This is a genomic window from Leptospira semungkisensis (genome assembly GCF_004770055.1).
Taxonomy (GTDB): Bacteria; Spirochaetota; Leptospiria; order Leptospirales; family Leptospiraceae; genus Leptospira_B; species Leptospira_B semungkisensis.
Genome location: NZ_RQEP01000005.1, coordinates 609,136 through 630,331 on the forward strand (window position 1 = coordinate 609,136; position 21,196 = coordinate 630,331).

Below are 21,196 nucleotides of genomic sequence, written 5' to 3' on the forward strand. Positions count from 1 at the left end.
TAAACAAATCCGAGAGATCAAAGCTCTAATAGAACCAAAACTTCGAAATGCTGTGTCCGCGGAAAAAAATCCGTTAGAACTATCTCTTTCAATCTGTATCCGAAGCTTTCCAAAAGGCTCAGATCTCGAGCTAAGGTAGTATGATTGCAACTAGAGTAAATGATCCGATTCGGCTTAAGATTATTAAAGAAATTTAATAAATTAGCAGACGCACCGGCCCGAGGAGGATTCAAGATACAAAGCTTAGAACCGGATCCGGACAATTCTTTAGGCAAAGTAGAATCCAAATCCATCGCGGTAAATTCCAAGTGAGAAAAGCCTGCTTTCTCGGAATTCTTCTTTGCTGCTTCTACAGAAGATTTAGATAACTCGAAGCCTGCCAAGCCCCCGACTCGAGAAGCGATTGCCAAACTGATCAAACCGGCTCCGCAATAAAATTCCAAAACCTTGCCGGTATTCTCCGGGATCCAAGAGCGGATCTTTTTCATCCAATCTTCCAAGAGAAAGCGATTCACCTGAGTAAAACCTTCCGCAGGAATGGCCCATTCTAAATTTTCAGGCAAGAAGGGACCTATTTTCACTTCGGATCTATCATATTCCAAGATCGTACCCAGAGAATATCTAAGCTTCCAATCCTTAGAACCGAAAACGGATCCTCTCTTCTCCAAATTCTTATGAATGAATTCGTTCATTTCTTTCGGAAGATTCTTACATCCTTCTTCCGGAAAAGGAACGAGAGAATTGGAATTCTCCTGAAAGAATCCAGCTTGGATCTTGCCTTTTGTTTTCTGGATCTTGATCTGAGCAGTATTTCTATAACCTTCCGACGGCCCACTTAGGATCTCGATCGAAGGAATATCGCTCTTAGAAATCTTGAGTGCTCGTAAAAAAGTTTCGAGCAAGAGCTCTTTTTTAATACGAAGCTCTTCTTCGTAAGTAATGTGGCGATACGAACAACCTCCACACTCAGGAAAAGAAGAACAATCGGATGCGATCCTAAGCGGAGAAGGCTTTTCGACAGAAGTCACTCTTCCCCAAATCAGTTTAGAATTTTCTTTATCGATCCGAACATCGACAGTCTCGCCGGGAATTCCTGCTTTTACAAAAACGGTTTTATCTTCCGCATGAGAAATAGAAGTACCTAGATTCGCCCATTTCTCCAGCCTGAGTCCTGAAATTTCTCGAGACTGAAAAACCTTGGCGTGAAAATTTTGAGATCTCTTTCTTCCGATCCCCGACTTCTTCGCACGGTTCTTTTCCGTACCCATAGGTAAATCACCTTGACAGGGTCCCCCATCTTGTCAGTAAAGTAATCCTTAACCGGAGAAGTGGCCGAGTGGTTTAAGGCAGCGGTCTTGAAAACCGTCGTGGGTAACTCCCACCGTGGGTTCGAATCCTACCTTCTCCGATTGGAAATCATGGAGATGTGCCTGAGCGGTCGAAAGGAGCAGTTTGCTAAACTGTCGTATGGGGTAACCTGTACCCAGGGTTCGAATCCCTGCGTCTCCGAAAATTTCCAAAACAGAACCTGATCGCGGGAACAAAAAAGAATGTCTGACCAGAGATTCAATACCCGGGAATTCCTGGAAGAGACAAAGCGCTTGTTAGAAGGGGATGATTATCCCAATCTTTTTGCCGCAATATCCTATATTCCTTTTTTCGGATGGGCTCTTCCTTGGTTTTTCAGAAGACGCCAAGAGATTTGCAAGTTCCATGCAATCCAAGCCATCAAGCTCAACTCCGGTTTTGTGTTCTTATATCTTCTAGTTTGGTTCTTAAGAGAGTTTCCTATTCTGAGCACCATACTTAGATGGATCCATGCGAATCCTGTCGTTACGGATTTTATCAGCTATGTCGCTTGGCTCTCCCTCTTGGGTTATGGGATCTTAGGAGCCCTTCAAGCATACCAAGGCAAACTATTCGTATTACCTTTCTTTCCGGAAATAGAGAATGAAGTTCGAAAAATACTCAGCAAAATTCGCGGATCTCAAAGCTAAACTCCTAGGACTTGTTTCTCCTTATTGGAAACGAGCCGTTGATTTTACAAGGACCGAGATCTTTAGAGTCTATCTAGTCACTCTTCCTCTGTTCGGAAATTGGCTTATAGGCTTTACCTTCTTCTCCAAAGAAGCAGAAGTATATAGACATTCCAAACTCTCATTCTTAAACGTTCTTTACTTCATCTCATTTCTAATATTGTCCTGGCTCTTCTCTATGATCCCAGTTGCCGGCCCTTGGCTTGCAAACTTGGCTCATCTTGCAGGAGTGATTATCTATCTTGGCCTATCCGGTTTCCTGCTATACAATTACACTAAGGGAAAAAAACTGGTCCCGAAACTTCCGGAAAAGCATTTAGCTCTACTGGAACAAAGGCTATTTTAAGCCAAAACTCGCGCCCATAGCTCAGCTGAATAGAGCGTCTGACTACGGATCAGAAGGTCGGAGGTTTGAATCCTTCTGGGCGCGCCACTGGCGAATTCTCGCTTCGCGAGAACCGAGCTCTCCGCTTAAATCTGCGAAGCACCAAGCTACTCCTCAATTCCAATCGGAAACTTCTTCTTTCCTGCTTGTCGCATCGCAGGATAACGCTTCGATCTCTTTCGCATAAAATCTCAAATAAAATTATGTCTCTTTAGGGATGAAAATATTCCTGAATTTTACTCCAGAAAACTTGACTTTAATAATGAGTCTCAAAAACGATAGTATTAGAAATAGAGACCGGGAATCACGAATGGAAAAGTGCCATTGCGCTCAAATCACGTTTGAAAGAATCGTAGAGACTGCTAAACAAGAAGGAAAAGACTATCGCGAAGTAGTCAAGGCTTGCGGAGCCGCAGACACCTGCACCGCTTGCAAAGACTATCTGATCGCGTATTGTGAGCAGCACCTACAACTTGTCGCGGCCGGATAAACAACTCATAGACCAGGAGTTATTCCAAAAACTCCTTCCAATCGCTTCCTCTTCTCCTAGAGGAAGGACCAATCACAATTTTCACGAACTACACGAACCGTACCAAAGATTTCTAAACGTTCTGACTCGTGACACGTACGTACAAGCGCATCGACATCGAAATCCACCTAAACCCGAGACCTTTTTGGTACTAAAAGGAAAATTAGGATTCATTCTCTTCGAAGAGGATGGAAGCATCAGAGAAAAACATCTTCTTTCATCCGAAGGACCGGTCTACGGAATAGATCTGAGCCCGGGAGTATACCACACCCTAGTATGCCTTTCGGATACCTGCATTTGCTTCGAAGGAAAATCGGGACCGTATGATCCGGCCACCGACAAGGAGTTTGCGTCTTGGGCTCCTTCCGAAAATCAAATCGAGAAAACCGAATATCTGAACTATCTCAGAACTCTCTTCGAGATTTTCTAAGATCAGAACTCGGTCCTAGCGCTTTGGATCGAAAAGTATTTCGTACAATTCCCGGATCTTTTTCAAATTTCTTCCAGGTGGAGAAGGAAATGGGATCACTCTTCCCCGATTCGTCGCCGTACTCGTATCTCTATCGTCTTCCGATTCTTTATAATTATGTCTGTTTAAAGGGGGGAGATTTTCTCTCTCCATAACTTAATCATTCGGAAAGTGAAAGTCTCAAATTCAGTTCTGATTGAGAGATTTTTTAAAATCCGAACTCGAAAATCCGGTTTGAAATTTACGAAAACTGTTGCCATAGTATTTTCCCGGGCAAACATGCGAATGGTTTGAGTAGAATTGCGTAAAAAGCCGTTTTACTCGAAATCTATTTGGACCTCCCCTTAACGGAAAGGAATAGTATGCCTGAATTCGATCAGATCGATCTGTTCAACTATGCCGCTTATGGCAATGAAGACGACCCGGAATGGGACGATATTCGAAATTATATACGCTCGAACTCTAACGCTTCCAAGGAATACGAAGAGATCAAAAAGAATCTCTCCAATGTCCAACCGAAGCGCAAACAAAGAGATTACGGAAGACCTAACAGAACGGAGACGAATGTTTCCGGATCGGAACCGAATTCTCCGAAGCAGGGTGACCAAGATAAAAAATGGTGGAGCGTTTTCTTAGGCGAGTAGCAAGAAGAGGTTCTTAGTGTGGAGAAAGAAGCAAAGACATATCTTCGGATCAAAAACTTCGTAGCGCCCTTCATCGGAATGGCGGTGAATATAAGTGCGTACGGAACCGAGAATATCGTAAACAACGGAAAACTCATCCTCACTTGCAATCATAGATCCGATATGGATCCATTCATTCTTTCTTATACATTTCCTAGATTCATTTCTTGGATCGCTGCAGAATACACTTTTAGAATTCCTATCTTCAAGGATTTGGCAAAGATCGCTGGAGGTATTCCTATGTCTATCGACGGAAATATTTCCATCGGCTCCATTAAGATGATCCAACAAGTCTTCAAACGTGGAGACGTTTTAGGGATCTTCCCCGAAGGCCATGACTATATGGTCAAAAACGATTTTAAATCGGGAATGGTAGACTTTCATACCGGATTCTCAGCGTTCTCAATCCGCAATAAGGTAGATATTCTTCCCTCAGTTATCATTCCTGTGGAAGAAAACTATTCCGATATTCCGATCCCGCCTATCGTGCGCAGTTTTATGGGAATGCCCAAAGAAGTCTGTGATATAAAGAAACGTTCTATTTATAAAAAGGTAAAAGTGGTCTACGGAGAGAAAGTGGACCACAGAGAATTTCTCTCCGGTTCTTTGGACGAGAATATGAAGCAACTTTCAGGAGTGGTCCGAGATAGAATGACCAAACTCCTGGAAGGCAGCTACGCAGAAGCCTGATTAAACTTCTATCACTCCGCTGAATACTTCTGTTGCTGGTCCAGTCATCAGCACATGCCCTGATTCCAACCACTGCACTCTTAGAGTTCCACCTCTTAGATCAATGCGTACATCTTTTCCTGTTCTGCCGGTAAGATGAGAAGCTGTCATGACTGCACAGGCACCTGTTCCGCAAGCCAAAGTTTCTCCGGCTCCTCTTTCCCAAGTCCTTTGGTAAAGATGATCCTTTCCTCTTAGATTTACGAACTCCACGTTCACTCTGCGAGGAAACAATGCCGTGTGATTTTCTATCATAGGGCCGATCTCTCTCACAGGAAAAGAATCCGGATCATCTACAAAGATCACGCAATGAGGATTTCCCATGCTGACCGCGCTGAATTTTAAATGATAAGATGAATATCCAGGCTGCTCTGTGAGCCAAGCCAAAGGTTGATCCACGATTGGATTTTCATTTTCCCATTTTACTGGAACGAGAGAAGGAACAAGAATCGGTTTGCCCATGTCTACGGAAACTTGTTCTACCTTATTGGAACCGTTTACTTTCAGATCCAATTCTAGGATCCCAGCTCCAGTCTCGATCTTAGGCTGCTTTTTATTAGTAAGACCATGATCGTACACGAATTTTCCTACGCAACGGATCCCATTCCCGCACATCTCTGAAGAAGATCCGTCCGCATTGTACATATCCATTTGGAAATCGCCTTTCTGAGAAGAACGAATGAAGATGACTCCGTCTCCTCCGATCCCAAAATTACGATCTGAAAGTTTTTGGATTTGATCCGCGCTCAAACGCAAATCGTCTTTGGTCGCGTCTACATATACGTAGTCGTTCCCTATCCCTTCCATTTTTGTGAACTGTACTTTAGCCAAACATTTCTCCTTGCGAATCGAAGAGGTTAGTTCCATGCTTTTCGCCCAACCCATCCTCGAAAATCCAAAAAGCCCCAAAAGGCCTTCGTTTTTTACTGGAATTTAGATCGGGACCGCCCAAGGATAAACCTCATCTCCTAAACGGACCCCCTCTTGAACCAGATCTGTTACCTCTGCGGCAGCGATAAAAACAAAACACTCTTCATCGAAAACGGCATCTCCATCGTGCGTTGCCTGAATTGCACCCACGCCTTCTCCACATACGAACAAGATGAACATTATGAAGGATATTGGGACGACGAGACCGGTTATGATTTAGACTGGTGGGATGTGGCTCACAGAGATATCTACCAAGACTTCATTCAAAAATTCATCCACTCTCCTAAAGGCAGGATCTTGGATGTGGGTTGTGGCCTAGGCTTCTTTGTAAAGACTGTGGGAACTACTCGCCCTGGTTGGGAGGCAATCGGTTACGAGATCTCCGAAAAAGCGGTCCAATTTGCGAGAGAAAAAAACGGCCTGAAGCAAGTATTCCCAGGCATCGTGCAAGACAGTGGATTGCCGAAAGAGAGTTTCGATATCATCACTCTCTGGGATGTGATCGAACATATTCCTAAACCTCATAGCCTCATTCAGTATTTATTCGGTTTATTAAAGCCAGGCGGATTCCTATTCGTTCAAACTCCGAATTTTCCAGTTCAGTTGTTCAAAGCAAAACTGAAAGTCGCCATGAAAGGAATGCAAGAAGGCGGACATTACTTAGAAGCAAAAGATCATATAAACGATTATACAGAAAAGACTCTAGAACTTCTCGCAAAACAATGCGGCTTCTCTTCTGTGGAGTTTTCGATCTTGAAACCGATTGCTTCTGTTTCAGGAGTTTCCGGCCCGAAAGCAAAGCTCGGGATCTTTCTAAAAAAGTCTTTTTACTATGGAACTCTTCTTCTTTGGTATCTTACATTTAAACAGATAAACTTGAATCTGACTCTATTCGCTCTATTGAGAAAGAAGTAATAAGAATCGCGTTTATACGATCACTCGATCTGGTTTCTGAAGAGAATAAAGAAAACCGTTTTAGACCTAAACGTAATAGCGTCTTAATTGAAGTTTTGAGTATTAAAGAAATCTCAAGCTCAAAGAACCAAGTTTCCGTTCTCTAAGCTCAGAATATAATTCAAAGCCGAAGCCAGATCCGGAGATTGCCAGTACGATTTTCCATCTAAGCTTTTCTTTTCGAGAACAGATCTTTTTTTGCCGGAAGCAATCGGAGCTTCTAAATGAAATGTCTCTAACCCGAGTGATAAACTTCCCTTAATATCATCTTGCAGAGAGTCTCCGATCAGATATGACTTTTTAGGATCTTCTCCCTTTAGTGCTTTTTGAAAAATAATGGGCGAAGGTTTTTCTGCTCCTGATTCTTCTGAAGTTACAAGGCTATACCGAATCTCTTTTGGAAGCAGAACAGAGAGTTTCAGTACTTGAGTTCTTAGAGACTCATTTGTGATCAGAACGATGTTTTGTACTGCTTGCAATTCTTTAAGCAAAGAAAGAATTCTTTTGAACTCTTTAGAATTCTCCTTCTTCCAGTTTTTGATGCCTTCCAAGAAAAAACGAAAATAAGCAGCATCCAATTTTAAGATAAAAGCCGGGTTGATCCCGCTGTGCAGCAATTCGGATATCTTCTTGAAATACAAGATCCTCAATCGATTGACCGGATTCTCAGGGAGTTCCTTCTTCACTTCTGCTCGTACAGAATCATAAAGTTTTTTGAATTCCTTTCCGGAAGAAAAGCCTAAGGACTTAGCATTCAATTCCATACTGCGTATCGTGGCCTCGTAGATTTTGCTGGAATCGAAAAGGGTATTGTCTAAATCCAAAAGAACTGCCATAGGATGAATATTCAGATCCAGGTGCAAAAGCCAAGGAGAATGCTTTAGAAATCCAAAAGTAAATTTCTTTTTCCTTGCTTCTTCTTCCGCAAAAACTAATCTGCAATTCGCTTTTCTATGCAGGAAGATCGTTTTTCTAGAAAGATATTTCTCTCAGTCCTTGGACTTTGCTTTGCATTGCTTGGGATCGGTTCTTATTTCCGCTGGAGAAAGAAAAAGGTCCTCGGTTCTATACTTGGACCAGATAGAGAAACAGGGCACAGGCTCAGGCTTGCGAGAACTGATTTTTCTCCTCAGGGTGAAAGAACTAAAACAAAGGTCCTCATTGCAGGCGCCGGTATCTCAGGACTTTCCTGCGGCTATTATCTCTCCAAGCTTGGAATCCAAGACTATCTCATCTTGGATTTAGAAAAGCAAACGGGAGGAAATTCTCGTTACTCTGAAACCAATTCACTCAAGTATCCTTGGGGCGCACATTATCTTCCCCAGCCGGGACCGGAGAGTGTGCTCGTCCGAAAATTCTTAGAAGAGAATGGACTTGTAGAAGGAAAGGACTCCCAAGGAAATCCGATCTATCCGGAAAGATATCTCTGTTTCGATCCAGAAGAAAGATTGTATTATCAAGGAAGGTGGCAGGCAGGCCTCGTCCCTCGCAGGTCGGGAGAACCAGATGCACAAGAACTCCTATTTAGAAAGATCATCAATCATTGGCAAAATCGAATCGGGAGAGATGGTCATAAGGCATTTTGCATTCCGATCGATCTTTCTTCCAGAGATCCTGAGATATTGAAACTGGATCGTGTTTCCTTCTCCCAATACTTGAAAGAGCAAGGGATCCAATCTCCTGAGCTGTTATGGTATGCAGACTATTGCACCAGAGACGATTACGGTGGGAACTCCGACGTTATTTCTGCTTGGGCAGGGCTTCACTATTTCTGTTCTCGATTACGATACGAAGAAGAATCTCCTCCCGTGCTTACCTGGCCGGAAGGAAACGGTTTCCTGTTGGAACTCCTACAAAAACCTTCTCAAGGAAAGATCAAAACTTCTACGCTGGTAGAACGGATTCGAAAGCAAGGAAACAGATGGGAGATCAATGCGTACGATGTGAACGAGCGCAAAGATATTGTATTCGAAGCGGAACAGGTGGTCTATGCTCTTCCTTCGTTTACTCGAAAGTATATTTTAGGAGAGAAGGAAAGCTTTCTTCAAAATTTAGAATATTCTCCTTGGTTGGTTGCAAATCTATTTGTGGATGAGTTGCCTCAAGGAAAAGGTCATCCTCCCGCTTGGGAAAATGTAATCTATAAAAGTCGATCTCTTGGATATGTTGTGTCTACTCATCAAGATCTACGTGCTCTCCGGCCTCAATCGGTTTTGACTTACTATCTTGCATTTGCGGAGAAGGATACGCTCGCAGCGAGAAGAGCGATGCTTCCTAAGAATTGGGAAAATTGGAAGGAAGAGATCCTATCTGATCTAAAACGGCCTCATCCAAATATAGAACAACTGGTTTCAAGAATCGATATCATGACCCATGCTCATGCAATGATCCGTCCTGTTCCAGGTTTTCTTTGGAGCGGGCAAAGAGAGAAATTGTCCCAGTCAGTATCGGGGATTCACTTTGCTCATTGCGATCTAAGCGGGATCTCCATCTTCGAAGAAGCATTGTACAGAGGATTCGAAGCCTCTAAGAAAGTACAGACTCAGAGTAGGATCTGATGGATCAAAATTCAAAAGTGAATTTGCAAGAAGAGAAGAAGGGAAAATGGATCATCTCTCGCAACTATGATCTAAGTTGGCTTATCGCTCCTGGGCTCGTTAGCATAATTATTGTTCTAATCGCTCATCAATTTGATTTTCCCAAAGAAGTGATTCCAGGTTCAGGAAGAACGGACGGAAAAGCATTACCTCCTTGGTTATGGCTCTTGCTGATTCCGGGAGTGGATGTGTCTCATGTATATTCCACTTTATTTAGAGCATATTTGGATAGAGAGGTTTGGACTCGTAAGAAGACACTTCTCACCTTAACTCCTTTGTTCTGTTTCGTATTTGCACTGATTCTTTACTCTTTTGGAAAGTTGGTATTTTGGAGCGCGGTCGCCTACTTAGCAGTATTTCATTTTATCCGACAGCAGTACGGCTTTCTATCTCTGTATATTCGCAAAGAAAAAAACACCCAAGGCATTTCTATTCTTTGGGATAAGATAACTTTGTATGCAGTAACTATTCTTCCTGTTCTATATTGGCACCTCACTCCAGACACAAGAAGATTCGAATGGTTTATGGAAGGTGACTTCTTCTATTTTCCGAATGAGATTTTAGCAAGATCTGTCCATATTCTATTTTGGATCTGGGTATTCCTATATTCCTTGAGCCAAGTATACTTTCTGTTGAACAAGAAAGAGATCTCTTGGGGAAAGATCTTACTCTTAGTGAACACCTCTTCGGTTTGGTATGTGGGAATTGTATTCTTAAATGACGATTTCGCTTTCACTCTTACAAACGTAATCAACCACGGTGTTCCCTATATAGCCTTGGTATTCGCTTATTCCAGTTTTCGTAGAAAGAGCCTTCCTTCTTTATTTTATTCCGCATTCCAAAAGGGCATTTTGGTCCTTCTTCCGTTTGTATTCGTTCTGGTCTTATTGGCATTCTCCGAGGAATGGCTTTGGGATAGTTTTGTTTGGAGAGAACATTCGGATCTTTTTGGAAACAAATCCGTAATACGATCCGAATTGGGACTGGGTTTCGAATTCATCCTTGTTCCTCTCTTCTTCCTTCCTCAGTTTACTCACTATATTCTAGATGGCTTCCTGTGGAAGGGAGGTAAGGACAATAACGAGTTAAGAGACTTCTTGGGTTTCCAAAAACTCGATTCTTAATCAGAATGCTCTAAATCCCCTCCTAGGACTGAAAAACAGCCTTACTACGGTTTTCCGATAGACAAGCCCGGTTTTCTTCTCATAATGACGAAAAAGGAAAACAGGATCTACCTCAATGATCATCGTAGAAGGAATTGATTATATTGTAATACCTACAGGGGACGTCGAGTCTTCGGTTAAATTCTATTCCGAACTCTTCGATTTCGAGACCTTAGAGGAGAAAGGAAACGAGTTCGCGATCATCGGCCTCGATTCAGTGAATATCAAACTCCTCAATACGAATGGTGCGAAAAGTTCCCTGACCGAAGTAAAGTCTCCTGTTCTAAGCTTCGTTTTGGATGTGGATGACTTCACTGAAGCAATCGTAGAGCTCGAGTCCAAGTCGGTTCAGATCGTAAGAGGACCAGAAGCTAGAGACGGAGGAGAATTTCTCCATTTCTTGGATCCATCCGGAAACATTCTCGAGATCAATTATAAAGAAGACTGATCTTTCAGATCTAATCTATAAAAGCAAAAAGCCCGGCAATCCCGGGCTTTTTTATTTGGCTCACTATATAAAGCTGAGATCGTTTAGGAAAGCTTATCTACAAAAGCGCCTTTGATCTTATAGATATCACCCGCATAACTCGGATTCATAGCCTTTTGATCGAAGGTGTCTGCTTGCTTATTCTCATAAGGCTTATTAGCAACTCCTTCCATTTTAGGCATCTTGCGAGGATCCGAGGAAGGCTTGTCCGGTAATCCAAGAAATGCTGCAGTAATTGTGCTCATTTGATCCTCCCTTAACCGAATGCTAAACCAATATTAAGAATAAACCAAGTATTTTTTTGGCCCTTATATTAAGGAAAAGAGATTTCGCAGTTTCCCTTACCCGCTGTAACGAACATCTGAACGGTATAATAACTCGGGAAAGTAATCGTAGGTTGGTAGATCCAAGTGGCTGTATTGTTGGGATCTCCCACATCCGTCCTTCCACAAGACTTGGAAAACTTGGAATACACCAGATAGGTATCACAACCTAATTTAACATTCGTGGCTCCCTCAGTATTCAAATCGATCCTGAGAGCGACTGTTCCAGTCTGACCCGTAATTGCGAATGTCTTTGAGTTCGGATAAGTAACCCCGATCTCATCTCCGTACTGGTTATTAAACGACTTATAACAATCTATATAGAAGGGAGTGCCGTAGCAGTTCATTGCACTGCTGCTGTTATTCTTATCGCAGACGATAGGACCGGAACCGGATTTAGAAAGGAATAAGGTCCCTGAGGATGCTCCCGACGGAACTACAGTCGTGATCTCGGTCGAGGTCGCAGTCAATACAGTTCCGGATACTCCATTGAATGTGATCGTATTATTGCTCGCAGTTGCTGAGAAAAGCCTTCCGTTTATAGTTATGGATGTGCCTGGACTCGTGCCAATGGGAGGCGCTCCGGAAGGAGGATCGATCGAGGTGATGACTGGATCCCCAATCCCCAACTCGCTAGCCAAATCCGTGCTTTTGCTATTCGAACAATAGACCCCAAGTATGGAAATGAGCAGGATGAAAATAAGAGCTCGCATCAAAGACCGCATTTTTACTTAACCTAGAACCGCTCGAGCCGACCGGTTTTGCTTGCCGATTTAGAAAAACCAGACAATCTACCCAATTATCGGAAGAAATACTTCGTCCGGGAATAAGATTTTTCCAGCAGGCAAATATGAGCGAAACCGTTCTTTATTCGATCGAAGATTATACATGTATTATTACCTTAAATCGACCCGAAAAACGAAATGCAATCTCCAGGCAATTGCTCCGAGAACTTATGTCTTGTATTGAAAAGGCAAACAAAGACCCGAAAATACGTGCACTGGTTTTATCAGGAGAAGGTTCCGTTTTCTGCGCGGGAGCCGATTTGAAGGAAAGAGCGGACATGTCCGAGAAAGAAGTACATCGTTTCTTGGATGAGGTAGGTGTCTGTTTTCAGGCACTGGAAAATCTCCCTTTTCCAACCATCGCAGCCTTGGATGGAGACGCGTATGGTGGCGGGTTAGAAATGGCACTCTGTTGCGATTTCATTTTGATGAGCCACGAAGCCAAAGTGGGACTCACTGAAACCGGTTTAGGAATTATTCCAGGTGCGGGAGGAACTCAAAGACTTCCGAGAAGAATCGGAAGAACTAAAGCTTTAGAACTGATCCTCACTGCCTCGGTGATCAATGCAGAGACTGCGTTAGAGATCCAACTTGCAAATTCAGTTTGGCATGATTCTGCCTTCACTGCAGGAAAGAAGCTTGCACTGCTACTTTCTGAAAAGGCTCCCATTTCTTTGAAGCTGGCCAAGTTAGCAATCAACGAAGGAGAAGGTAAAGATATCAAGACAGCCTTAAAGATAGAAAGAAAACATTATAATAAGACCTTGCAAACCGAGGACAGGATCGAGGCCTTAAAGGCTTTCAAAGAAAAGAGAAAACCCGAATTTAAGGGAAGATAGAAATTCGAAAAATGGAAGCGACCCAAAGCTGGGCCGCAAAAATAGGAAAAAACTAAGCATCGGAAAATCGAATGATTCTAACTGGAAAGGAAATTAAGAATAGATTAGACAAGGACATAGTCATCGAGCCTTATTCCGATAACAGGTTGAATCCGAACTCTTATAACCTAAGACTTCATAACGAGCTGGTTCGCTATACGGAAACTCCTTTGGACATGAAGAAGTCCAATCCGTCCGAAAACCTAATCATCCCGGAGAACGGATTACTCTTGCAACCGGGCGTTCTTTATTTGGGACGCACCCTTGAATATACTGAAACTCATAATCTAGTTCCTATGCTTGAAGGGCGTTCCTCTATCGGAAGATTAGGAATGTATGTGCATGTGACTGCAGGATTCGGTGATGTGGGCTTCAAAGGATTCTGGACCTTGGAGATTTCCGTAATCCAGCCTCTTGTTATCTATCCGAATGTAGAGATCTGTCAGATATTCTACCACACTGTCGAAGGCGAGATCACAGAATATAAATCCGGCAAATACCAAGGAAACAAAGGGATTCAGACCTCGATGCTTTATAAAGATTTCGAGAACGGAAAGTATTAAGAATCTATAATACTTTTAAGTAGCTCTGCTGTCTCTCTGGATCAATCTTACTAATTTTTGAGCATTTTCATTTTCGGGATCTTTTTCCAAGGCCATGTGAGCGTATTCTAAAGCTAATTCGAATTGCTCGGTTTGGCGATATAGATCCGAAAGATTGATCAGGTTCATAGGGTTGTCCGGCTGCAACTCTTCCATTCTCTTAGCGGCAAGAATAGCCTCGTCCATTCTTCCGATCCTTCGATTTGCTAAGGAAAGATAGTACCAATACTCCACTAGATCCGGATCGGCACCCAAGTATTTGTTCAATACCTCTACTGCTTTTGCGTAGTTCTTTCCTTTAAAGCTAAGAAGTCCGAGGAGTTTAGTGACCTTGGTATTCTGCGGATCTGATTTATATAATCCTTCGAGAGAAACCAATGCCTCGCTCAAGCGGCCGCCCATATAATCTTCTTTTGCTTTCTTATAGATGAATTTCCAATCGATAGGATCAGAGAGAGAATCCGGCTTAGAATCCGTTTCAGGAGAATTGATAGGCAAATATTCTATTCTAAGAAGAGAAAGGTCGTCCGTTAATTCTCCTGAATTCATGATCTCTTCTTCGATCTTGGTAAGATCACCTTGGCCTTTTTCCACGAGTTGCAAGAAGAGCATCTCATCTTCGTTGATCGTTCTGACTTCTTTTTCCGGAGTCAGGTCCAGATCATCCTTACCGTCCGAACCGACGATCAATACATCTCCAGGTTCCAATCGAGTGGTATGGACTTTAAATTCGTATTCCGAATCCAAACCAATCTTACGAAGAGTTAATCCTGTTTCTAAGAAACCTGCTCTTCCGTCCCTATACATTACGGAGAAGGGGTGCTCTGCGTTGAAGTACCAGACTTTACCTGTATCATCCTCAACCATCACGAATGTTCCGGAGATTACCATGGATCCGTTAAAGGATTTGAATACGGATTGCATCTCTCTATAGATCTCTGTTAGCCAATCGGCAGCAGTGGTATCTAATACACGATCATTTGCGGCAGAACGCGCTAGAATCGAATTGATCACGACCCCCATGACCAAGGAACCACCGGCCCCCTGCATGGATTTTCCCATCGCATCACCGTTCATAGCAAAGGTGTAGCGCTTAAAGTCGTTCGGTTTTCCTAAACGAAGATTTCCTGTGACGCAAATGTCCCCGCCTAGATCCGCGCTCTTACCTTTGAACTCGAATTGTTTCTTTTGGCGAAGAATGAACTGAGTTCCTACCTTAGTGGACTTGTTCGCATTATAGAATAACGGTTTTGCAAGCAAAGACGTGAGAAAGTAGTCTCCATCTTGCTGTACTTTCAATCTTTGTAATTCTTCTATTTTTTCGGAAAGCTCTCTCGTTCTTTCTCTCACCTTTGTAGCAAGGTGTTCCGCATAGTCCTGCAACTCTCCTCTTGCTTTGCGAATAGAAGCCACCATGTTATTAAAGGAATCGGATAAGAATCCTATCTCGTCTTTTAGGTCCACCTTGACTTCCACATCCAAAGCTCCCTCGTTCACTCTTTCCATTCCGGAGAGAAGACGGTTCAAAGGAGAAACCAAACTTTGGCGGAAGAATAACGGGAATACTAAGAAGACAACCACAAGCACTACTCCCAGGATGAGAGTTTGCTTTGCTGCAGTTGGGTGCATAAATTCTCTATACTTGCGATACGAGTAACCTACTTCGCTTACGATATCCTTCTTCACATCATAGTTTATATAAGTAACGAAATGTTGGTATTCGTCTAAGCTCTTTCTATAATGTCTGGAAAGCGCAGGCTGGAAGGGGCGGAAGTAGAGAAGTATTTCCGCTTTCAGATGACCGATGAGAAGATCCTTTTCATCGAAAGTACAACTTCCGTCTTTCTCCTTCCATTTGGAGAGAAGGTGATCTTTAAAATAAGAAACGTCGCCGCTCGCACCTTTTAGGAATTTTCTTCCGTCGACACAAAATTCTTTAGGAAAGATATAATCCAATTTATTCGAAGTCACAAAGACAGCGGTATTCAGAGAAGTAAGATAATCGAATAGCTTGGTCTTTAATTCTTTGCCTTCTAGATTCGGATTTCTCTCCAGGAATTTAAGGATGGAAGTCTTATATCCGCTGAAATATTCGTGAGTCCCCGCAAGGGTCTTCTTCAGTGATTCCCTAAAAGTATCCTCTGGAAGAAGTTTGATATGCTCGAAGATAATCGTATTCTTAAAGTCTATCTCTAATTGAGGAAGGCGAAGATCGAATTTATTATCATATTGAGAGTAGTCGAGACTGTTCGAACCGCCGGCCCAGTTGATTACGTATTCCAATTCAGACGGTTTCTTTCCACCTTCTAGGACTCGAGCCATATTAACGATACTCTTAGTATCATACTCTGCTTCTTTATCCTGGTTAGAAATAAAGACAAGTGCCTGCATGATCAGCATCAAAGTTACGAAAGTAATCCCTACGATCTTGACCATGAAAGTGGTCTTTTCTTCGCTGAAATTCAAGAAGATCACAAGGATCAAGAAAAGACCCAAGGTCATCAAAAGTACAATAGAGGTTAAGTAAGTAGATCTTTCGATCCATCCGTCTCGGCTAAGAATATTCGTAACGGCCGGGATCACCCCTCCGATCAAAAGCGAACCCATGAACCCGCCGATTGCAAAGCGAATGCTTCCGGAAGTTTTTACCATTCTCCAGACCGGAACGATCAAAAAGCAGACCAAGACAAAGATCCCGATCAGAATAGCGACGTTTCTAGACGCTGCCTCTACATTGAAGTCCCAATGATGTGCGGTAAAGTGATACTTCTTAGGAGCGTTTAATGTGATATAAAAGAAGTAAGAAACTCCAATCACCATGATCGAATATAATACGATCAATAAGTTTCGATTAAACTTAGGATGAGCGTTCTGAGGATACCTGGACATGAACTGTCCTAAGTGAGTCAGTGCAGGGAGAATAAAACCTACGGTTAACCATCGATGGTAGGCTCCGTTCGGATGATATAAGAACGCGGCAAAGAAATATCCGGTGCAAAAGAAGGAGAAGAATAACGCACCCAAAGCAAGGTGAAATGTACTTGGAGTCTTCTCCTTAACAAAAAGAAAGAAGAGAGAAGTAAATAGGAATGCGAGGATCGATAACAAGCTTCCGAAAGAGTAATAGTTCAGAAGTACGTCGTTTTGTAAGATTGATAGAATTTCCATGCGCTTAAAAGTCGGATCGGTCCTGATAGCGATTCGGCCGAGCGCATTTTGTTAGTGAAATGGATCGGACCAAGAAAAGGCTCTTATAAATGGATTATATTAAAGCTGGAACCAATCCGATCAAACGAAAAAAGAATTTCCTGCCAAATCGCCTTTTTTGTATAACACGTGCAATGTAAAAAGCAAGTCTAAAGTTTATCAATTTCTTTCAGTTGCAAAAAGGAATTCACCGGATAAACAGCATAAGGTCCCGCCAGGACCCAACCTTGCAATATATGATCCCAATTCTTCTTTTGGATCTTATTCAAGATTTTAAAAACTCCTTCCGTATTCAAAGTCTCTGCAAGAGTAACCTGTTTCAGAAAACTCTTATATCCGGCATTTCCAAGTTCCTTGTATAGGATCATCTGAGTTCTAACTGCCTTGGAATAAAACCAAAGCCCCAGAGAAGGATCCAAAGTGCGAAAATCTTGAGACAAAGGAAGGTCTTTTGGAGGTCTTGCTTCTTCTAAACTCCATTCGTCCATGACTGCTGATAATTCTTCTGAATCGAGCTTCAAAGTTCCTTTCTTAGTTAAAAGATAAGGCAAGAAGGAAACGATCCCTTCGCTTAACCAGGATGGTTCCGTGAAATAGAAATGACCGAGTTCATGTAGTAAAAGTGCTGGGTAACCTCGAGGAACGATTCCAGGCTCCATAAAAATTCCTAGATCTTTTCCCAAATCCCCGGAGACATTATTATATCCTCCGATCCGAGTTCCATTCAGAAAGACTGCCTCTTTCAAGATGAGTTTGACCTTGTTCTTTTCAGGTTCGGGAAGGGATTTATAGATCGGAGCCGCAGCTTGGTGAAAACTTACTCCAATAAAAGATTCGTAAGCGTCTAAAAGGCCTTTGGTCTTTTCGAAAGCGTATTGGTTCCAATCCTTTTCCGAGGTCTCGTTGCGGATGACTACCTGAACTTCTCCTCCTCTTAAGATTAAAGGGAAATTGCTTTGAACGGATTTTGTCTGGGATTTCTTATTTGCTTGAGAAAAGGTCGGAAGGACAAAGATCGTCAGGATAAAACAGATCCCGAGAATCCCCAGGATCTGTCCTACCTTTGGTTTTCTGAAAAATATCAACGATCTCTCTCGATCAAACGGATCAATTTGTGAGCGTTTTCGTTTGCAGGTTCTTGCTGCATGATCTTGCGAGCGTATTCTTCGGCACGATCATACATTTCCATCAAACGATAAATATCAGAAAGATTGATCAAATTAGAGAGATTGTTAGGATCTACTTCCAATAGTTTCAAGCTGGCAGCAAGTGCTTGGTCGTACTTACCCATCTTCTTGTTTGCGATGGAAAGATAGAACCAATACTCATGCAGATCTGGATCTATACCAAGGTAATTGGTCAGAACTTCGACCGCAGTTGCGTAATCTTTGCCTTTGAAACTTAAAAGACCCAGCAATTTGTTCAGCCTTTGATTAGCGCTATCATGCAAGTAGCCCGTCTTGAGAAGATCCAAGGCCTCATCCAAACGACCGGTCTTGTACATCTTCTTAGCTTCCTCATAAACAGAGTCGGTATTGAGTGCCTTGTCTATATGATCGGAAGACTCGAAAATATCTTCGATCTCGTCCTTCTTAGGCTCGCCTTGGAATTCTATCTTCAATAACGAAAGGTCATCCGTAAGCTCTCCTGTCTTGCGGATCTCAATCTCGATATCTTCTAGATTTGCCTTAGCGGTTTCGACATGACGAAGGAACTGCATTTCGTCTTCGTTGATCGTACGGATCGTTTCTTCTGGAGTTAGATCCACGTCGTCCCTTCCGTCCGAACCGAGGATGATGATATCACCCTTCTTCAATTGGAAATTGTGGACTTTAAATTCAAACTCGGAATCCAAGCCGAGTTTTCGTAGAGTAAGACCGTCTTCGATGAAGCTTGCTTTTCCATCTCTATAAAGTACGGAATACGGGTGTTCAGCGTTGAAGTACCAACACATTCCCGTCTCGTCTTCGATCAGATATAAGGAAGCGGAGATCACCATGGATCCGTTAAAGGATTTAAAGACTGCATGGATCTCATTATAGATCTCTGCTAACCATTGCTCCGGTGTAGCATCCAAAATCCTATTATTAGCGGCAGAACGAGCGAGAATAGAGTTCATCACGACTCCCATAACAAGAGCTCCACCCGCTCCTTGCATGGACTTACCCATTGCATCACCGTTCATGGAAACTGTGTATCTCTTGAACGAATCCGGACGACCCAAACGTAAATTACCGGTAACGCATATATCGCCACCTAGATCTGAATGTTTTCCTCTGAATTCGAACTGCTTCTTCTGATGTATGATAAATTCCGTTTTTACCAGCTTGGATTTATTCGCATTATAGAAAAGAGGCTTCGCAAGCAAGGATGTAAGGAAGTAGTCACCGTCCTGTTGCACTTTGAGGCGTTGGACCTCTTCCATTTTCTCCTGTACTTCTCTAGTTCTTTCTCGAACTTTCTCTTCCAGGTTTTCTGCGTAATCCTGCAACTCTCTCCTAGCTTGCTTGATGGAAGCCACCATCGCGTTAAAGGAGTCAGCCAAGAATCCGATCTCGTCCCTTACTTTAACCGGCACGACCACATCCAAGTCTCCTTTGTTCACTTTCTCCACCCCCGAGAGTAAGCTATTCAAAGGATCCACTAAGCTGTTTTTAAAGAATAGAGGGAATAATGCGAGGACCACGAAGATCACGATGAGTAAGATCGCAGTCTGTTTCACCGCAGTAGGGTGCATGAATTCTCGATACACTCTGTAAGAGAATCCTACCTCGCTCATCTCCTGCTTCTCAGGTATGAATTTCATGAAGGCAACATAATGCCCTAGACCATCTTTGCTTCTTCTGTAGTGCCTGGTCTCGCTCGGCTTGAAATATCGGAAATAGCAAAGTATCTCTGCACGGAGTTCCTCATCGCTAAGATCCCTTCCGTCCCAAAGACAATCTTCGGACCAATGGGAGAATATCTCGTCCTTAAAGCCTTTTTCAGCGCTGCCCAGCCCATTGAGGAAGGCGCGGCCCTTCTTACAGAAGGAGCCACCGACTAAACCTTCTAATTTGTTGGTGGTTACGAACGCTCTCTTGTTCCAATTCTCCGCTTTTGTTATGATCAGCGCCTTGGTTTCTGCAGGAGAAAGTTGAGGATTTGCATCCAACAATTCACGGATAAAACGTTTGTATCCGCCGAAGTATGTATGACTTTTATTTAATAAAGAATTTACGGATCCTCTGAAGTTCGAATCTTTTAGATTCTTAATTTCTTCGTAGATGGTTACGTTCTGTAAGTCCGCTTCTACCTGTCTTAGATTCAGTTCTTTTTTGGAATCATATTCGGAAGTATCCAAGTCATCCTTGTTTTCCTTCCAATGAAATGTGTATTCTATGTCCTGAGATTTTACTCCGTTCTCGAGGGCTCTTTCTATATTTACCATGCGTAAGCTATCATATTCCGCATCCTTCTCTTGGCTGGAAATATAAACGAGGGCTTGCATGATCAAACAGATAGTAAAAAGAGTGATCCCAACGATCTTTACCATAAAGGTGGTGCGTTCGGCGCTGTTATTGATGAACGCGATCACCATAAAGGAGAAGGCCGTAACGAAGGAGATCACGTTCGAGGTCATGTACGTCGAACGCTCCATCTCTCCATCTCTACTTAAGAAATTCGAGATATTCGGATAAACCGCTGCTATTAAAAATCCGATCGTGAACATGAGAAGAGCAAGTCTTCTCTTATCCTTAGTGAAGATCGCTCTCCAAGCAGGAACGATGATAAATCCGATAAAGCAAAATAGAGCGATCACGATAGCGAGATAGCGACTTGCGTCGAACGCATTAAAATCCCAGTGATGGGCAGTGAAGTGATAGATCTTGTCGGAAATAGAAGTCAGGAAGATGAAGAGCGCAACAGTGACTACAGATACCGAATGTTCCGCAATCAAAACCCATTTCGCGATACGTTGATTGCTATTTCCCGGGAAGCGGATCAGGAATTGAGTAAAATGCGTTATTGCAGGAAGAACCATCCCTCCTGTAAGCCAACGGTGATACGCAGCGATCGGATGATATAAGAACGCGGCTATGAAATAACCTATTTCGAAGGCCCCAAAAAACAAGAAGCCTATACCGAAATGCGTAGTCGCTATCGTCCTGTTCTTAAGTGTTAAAAAGAAAATCCCTAGAAAAATAGTGGTTAGAGTAACCAATAAACTTCCAAACGAGTAGTAGTTAAAAAGGACCAGGTCCCAAGAAATCGGATTTAACCCCATAAACTCCTATAGACGGCTTCGATTACCGGCGAACGAAACTGACTTCCAGCCTATTCTTTATTTTTAGTTTGCCGACTCACTAATTCAAGTTTAGATATCGGCGAAAAATGGCTAAAGCCTTCACTATCATTTTGAAAAGGGAAAAATCAATAGAAAAATAAGAACACGACTC

Annotated in this window: 20 protein-coding genes and 3 tRNA genes; 15 read left to right on the forward strand and 8 right to left on the reverse strand. The window is 42.7% G+C overall.

All coding sequences use genetic code 11. From position 1 onward, the window contains the following. Positions 1-17: 17 nt before the first annotated feature. The gene (locus EHO59_RS02985; protein ID WP_135584594.1) at positions 18-1,268 is read right to left on the reverse strand and encodes a class I SAM-dependent RNA methyltransferase; all 1,251 of its coding nucleotides are present in this window, start codon (positions 1,266-1,268) and stop codon (positions 18-20) included. Positions 1,269-1,322: 54 nt separating this feature from the next. Here EHO59_RS02985 and EHO59_RS02990 point away from each other — a divergent pair. The 9 genes from EHO59_RS02990 to EHO59_RS03030 all read left to right on the forward strand — a co-directional run bounded on the left by EHO59_RS02990 (position 1,323) and on the right by EHO59_RS03030 (position 4,792). Next, positions 1,323-1,408: transfer RNA gene (locus tag EHO59_RS02990), tRNA-Ser, on the forward strand. Between the two features lie 12 nt (positions 1,409-1,420). Then, positions 1,421-1,509 (forward strand) — tRNA-Ser (locus EHO59_RS02995). Between the two features lie 41 nt (positions 1,510-1,550). Beyond that, positions 1,551-1,997, forward strand: a complete 447-nt coding sequence (locus tag EHO59_RS03000; protein ID WP_135584596.1) for a hypothetical protein — start codon at positions 1,551-1,553, stop codon at positions 1,995-1,997. Beyond that, positions 1,951-2,382, forward strand: coding sequence for a hypothetical protein (locus EHO59_RS03005; protein WP_135584598.1), 432 nt, complete (start codon positions 1,951-1,953; stop codon positions 2,380-2,382). The genes EHO59_RS03000 and EHO59_RS03005 overlap by 47 nt, the downstream gene beginning before the upstream one ends. Before the next feature lie 10 nt (positions 2,383-2,392). After that, positions 2,393-2,469: transfer RNA gene (locus EHO59_RS03010), tRNA-Arg, on the forward strand. Positions 2,470-2,731: 262 nt separating this feature from the next. Then, positions 2,732-2,911, forward strand: coding sequence for a hypothetical protein (locus EHO59_RS03015; RefSeq protein ID WP_135584600.1), 180 nt, complete (start codon positions 2,732-2,734; stop codon positions 2,909-2,911). Further along, entirely contained in the window at positions 2,895-3,380 is a 486-nt protein-coding gene (locus EHO59_RS03020; RefSeq protein WP_135584602.1) for a WbuC family cupin fold metalloprotein, read from the forward strand. Before EHO59_RS03015 ends, EHO59_RS03020 begins: the two co-directional genes overlap by 17 nt. Positions 3,381-3,781: 401 nt before the next feature. Next, a complete protein-coding gene (locus EHO59_RS03025; protein WP_135584604.1) occupies positions 3,782-4,063 on the forward strand; it encodes a hypothetical protein in 282 nt (93 codons plus the stop codon). Positions 4,064-4,081: 18 nt separating this feature from the next. Beyond that, complete coding sequence (locus EHO59_RS03030; RefSeq protein WP_135584606.1) at positions 4,082-4,792, forward strand: lysophospholipid acyltransferase family protein; 711 nt, start codon at positions 4,082-4,084, stop codon at positions 4,790-4,792. Here EHO59_RS03030 and dapF read toward each other — a convergent pair whose 3' ends face one another. After that, positions 4,793-5,662: a diaminopimelate epimerase gene (dapF, locus tag EHO59_RS03035; protein ID WP_135584608.1), complete on the reverse strand. Its 870-nt coding sequence runs from the start codon at positions 5,660-5,662 to the stop codon at positions 4,793-4,795. Between the two features lie 153 nt (positions 5,663-5,815). Between dapF and EHO59_RS03040 the strand changes: the two genes are divergently transcribed. Beyond that, positions 5,816-6,676, forward strand: a complete 861-nt coding sequence (locus EHO59_RS03040) for a class I SAM-dependent methyltransferase (RefSeq protein WP_135584610.1) — start codon at positions 5,816-5,818, stop codon at positions 6,674-6,676. A 119-nt stretch (positions 6,677-6,795) separates the two neighbouring features. Here EHO59_RS03040 and EHO59_RS03045 read toward each other — a convergent pair whose 3' ends face one another. After that, on the reverse strand, positions 6,796-7,551 hold the full coding sequence (locus tag EHO59_RS03045) for an HAD family hydrolase (protein WP_135584612.1): 756 nt from the start codon (positions 7,549-7,551) through the stop codon (positions 6,796-6,798). A 117-nt stretch (positions 7,552-7,668) separates the two neighbouring features. Between EHO59_RS03045 and EHO59_RS03050 the strand changes: the two genes are divergently transcribed. The 3 genes from EHO59_RS03050 (at position 7,669) to EHO59_RS03060 (ending at position 10,923) form a co-directional block, all read left to right on the forward strand. Then, the gene (locus EHO59_RS03050; RefSeq protein ID WP_135584614.1) at positions 7,669-9,273 is read left to right on the forward strand and encodes an NAD(P)-binding protein; all 1,605 of its coding nucleotides are present in this window, start codon (positions 7,669-7,671) and stop codon (positions 9,271-9,273) included. After that, a complete protein-coding gene (locus EHO59_RS03055; RefSeq protein ID WP_135584616.1) occupies positions 9,273-10,436 on the forward strand; it encodes a hypothetical protein in 1,164 nt (387 codons plus the stop codon). Before EHO59_RS03050 ends, EHO59_RS03055 begins: the two co-directional genes overlap by 1 nt. 115 nt (positions 10,437-10,551) lie before the next feature. Continuing rightward, entirely contained in the window at positions 10,552-10,923 is a 372-nt protein-coding gene (locus EHO59_RS03060; RefSeq protein ID WP_135584618.1) for a VOC family protein, read from the forward strand. 83 nt (positions 10,924-11,006) lie between these two features. On the opposite strand, the gene EHO59_RS03065 is transcribed toward EHO59_RS03060, so the two are convergent. Both EHO59_RS03065 and EHO59_RS03070 read right to left on the reverse strand, forming a co-directional pair. Next, the gene (locus EHO59_RS03065; protein ID WP_135584620.1) at positions 11,007-11,207 is read right to left on the reverse strand and encodes a hypothetical protein; all 201 of its coding nucleotides are present in this window, start codon (positions 11,205-11,207) and stop codon (positions 11,007-11,009) included. A gap of 68 nt (positions 11,208-11,275) precedes the next feature. Next, a complete protein-coding gene (locus tag EHO59_RS03070) occupies positions 11,276-12,010 on the reverse strand; it encodes an LIC10067 family putative lipoprotein (protein WP_135584622.1) in 735 nt (244 codons plus the stop codon). A gap of 125 nt (positions 12,011-12,135) precedes the next feature. Here EHO59_RS03070 and EHO59_RS03075 point away from each other — a divergent pair, with 125 nt between their 5' ends. Both EHO59_RS03075 and dcd read left to right on the forward strand, forming a co-directional pair. Next, positions 12,136-12,909 (forward strand): enoyl-CoA hydratase/isomerase family protein, encoded by a 774-nt coding sequence (locus tag EHO59_RS03075; RefSeq protein WP_135584624.1) that lies wholly within the window; start codon positions 12,136-12,138, stop codon positions 12,907-12,909. A gap of 71 nt (positions 12,910-12,980) precedes the next feature. Beyond that, a complete protein-coding gene (dcd, locus tag EHO59_RS03080) occupies positions 12,981-13,511 on the forward strand; it encodes a dCTP deaminase (protein ID WP_135584626.1) in 531 nt (176 codons plus the stop codon). Between the two features lie 15 nt (positions 13,512-13,526). Here dcd and EHO59_RS03085 read toward each other — a convergent pair whose 3' ends face one another. The 3 genes from EHO59_RS03085 to EHO59_RS03095 all read right to left on the reverse strand — a co-directional run bounded on the left by EHO59_RS03085 (position 13,527) and on the right by EHO59_RS03095 (position 21,024). Next, on the reverse strand, positions 13,527-16,718 hold the full coding sequence (locus EHO59_RS03085) for a SpoIIE family protein phosphatase (protein WP_135584628.1): 3,192 nt from the start codon (positions 16,716-16,718) through the stop codon (positions 13,527-13,529). A gap of 188 nt (positions 16,719-16,906) precedes the next feature. Then, positions 16,907-17,842: a hypothetical protein gene (locus EHO59_RS03090; protein WP_135584630.1), complete on the reverse strand. Its 936-nt coding sequence runs from the start codon at positions 17,840-17,842 to the stop codon at positions 16,907-16,909. Beyond that, entirely contained in the window at positions 17,839-21,024 is a 3,186-nt protein-coding gene (locus EHO59_RS03095) for a SpoIIE family protein phosphatase (protein ID WP_135584632.1), read from the reverse strand. Before EHO59_RS03095 ends, EHO59_RS03090 begins: the two co-directional genes overlap by 4 nt. Positions 21,025-21,196: the final 172 nt, after the last annotated feature.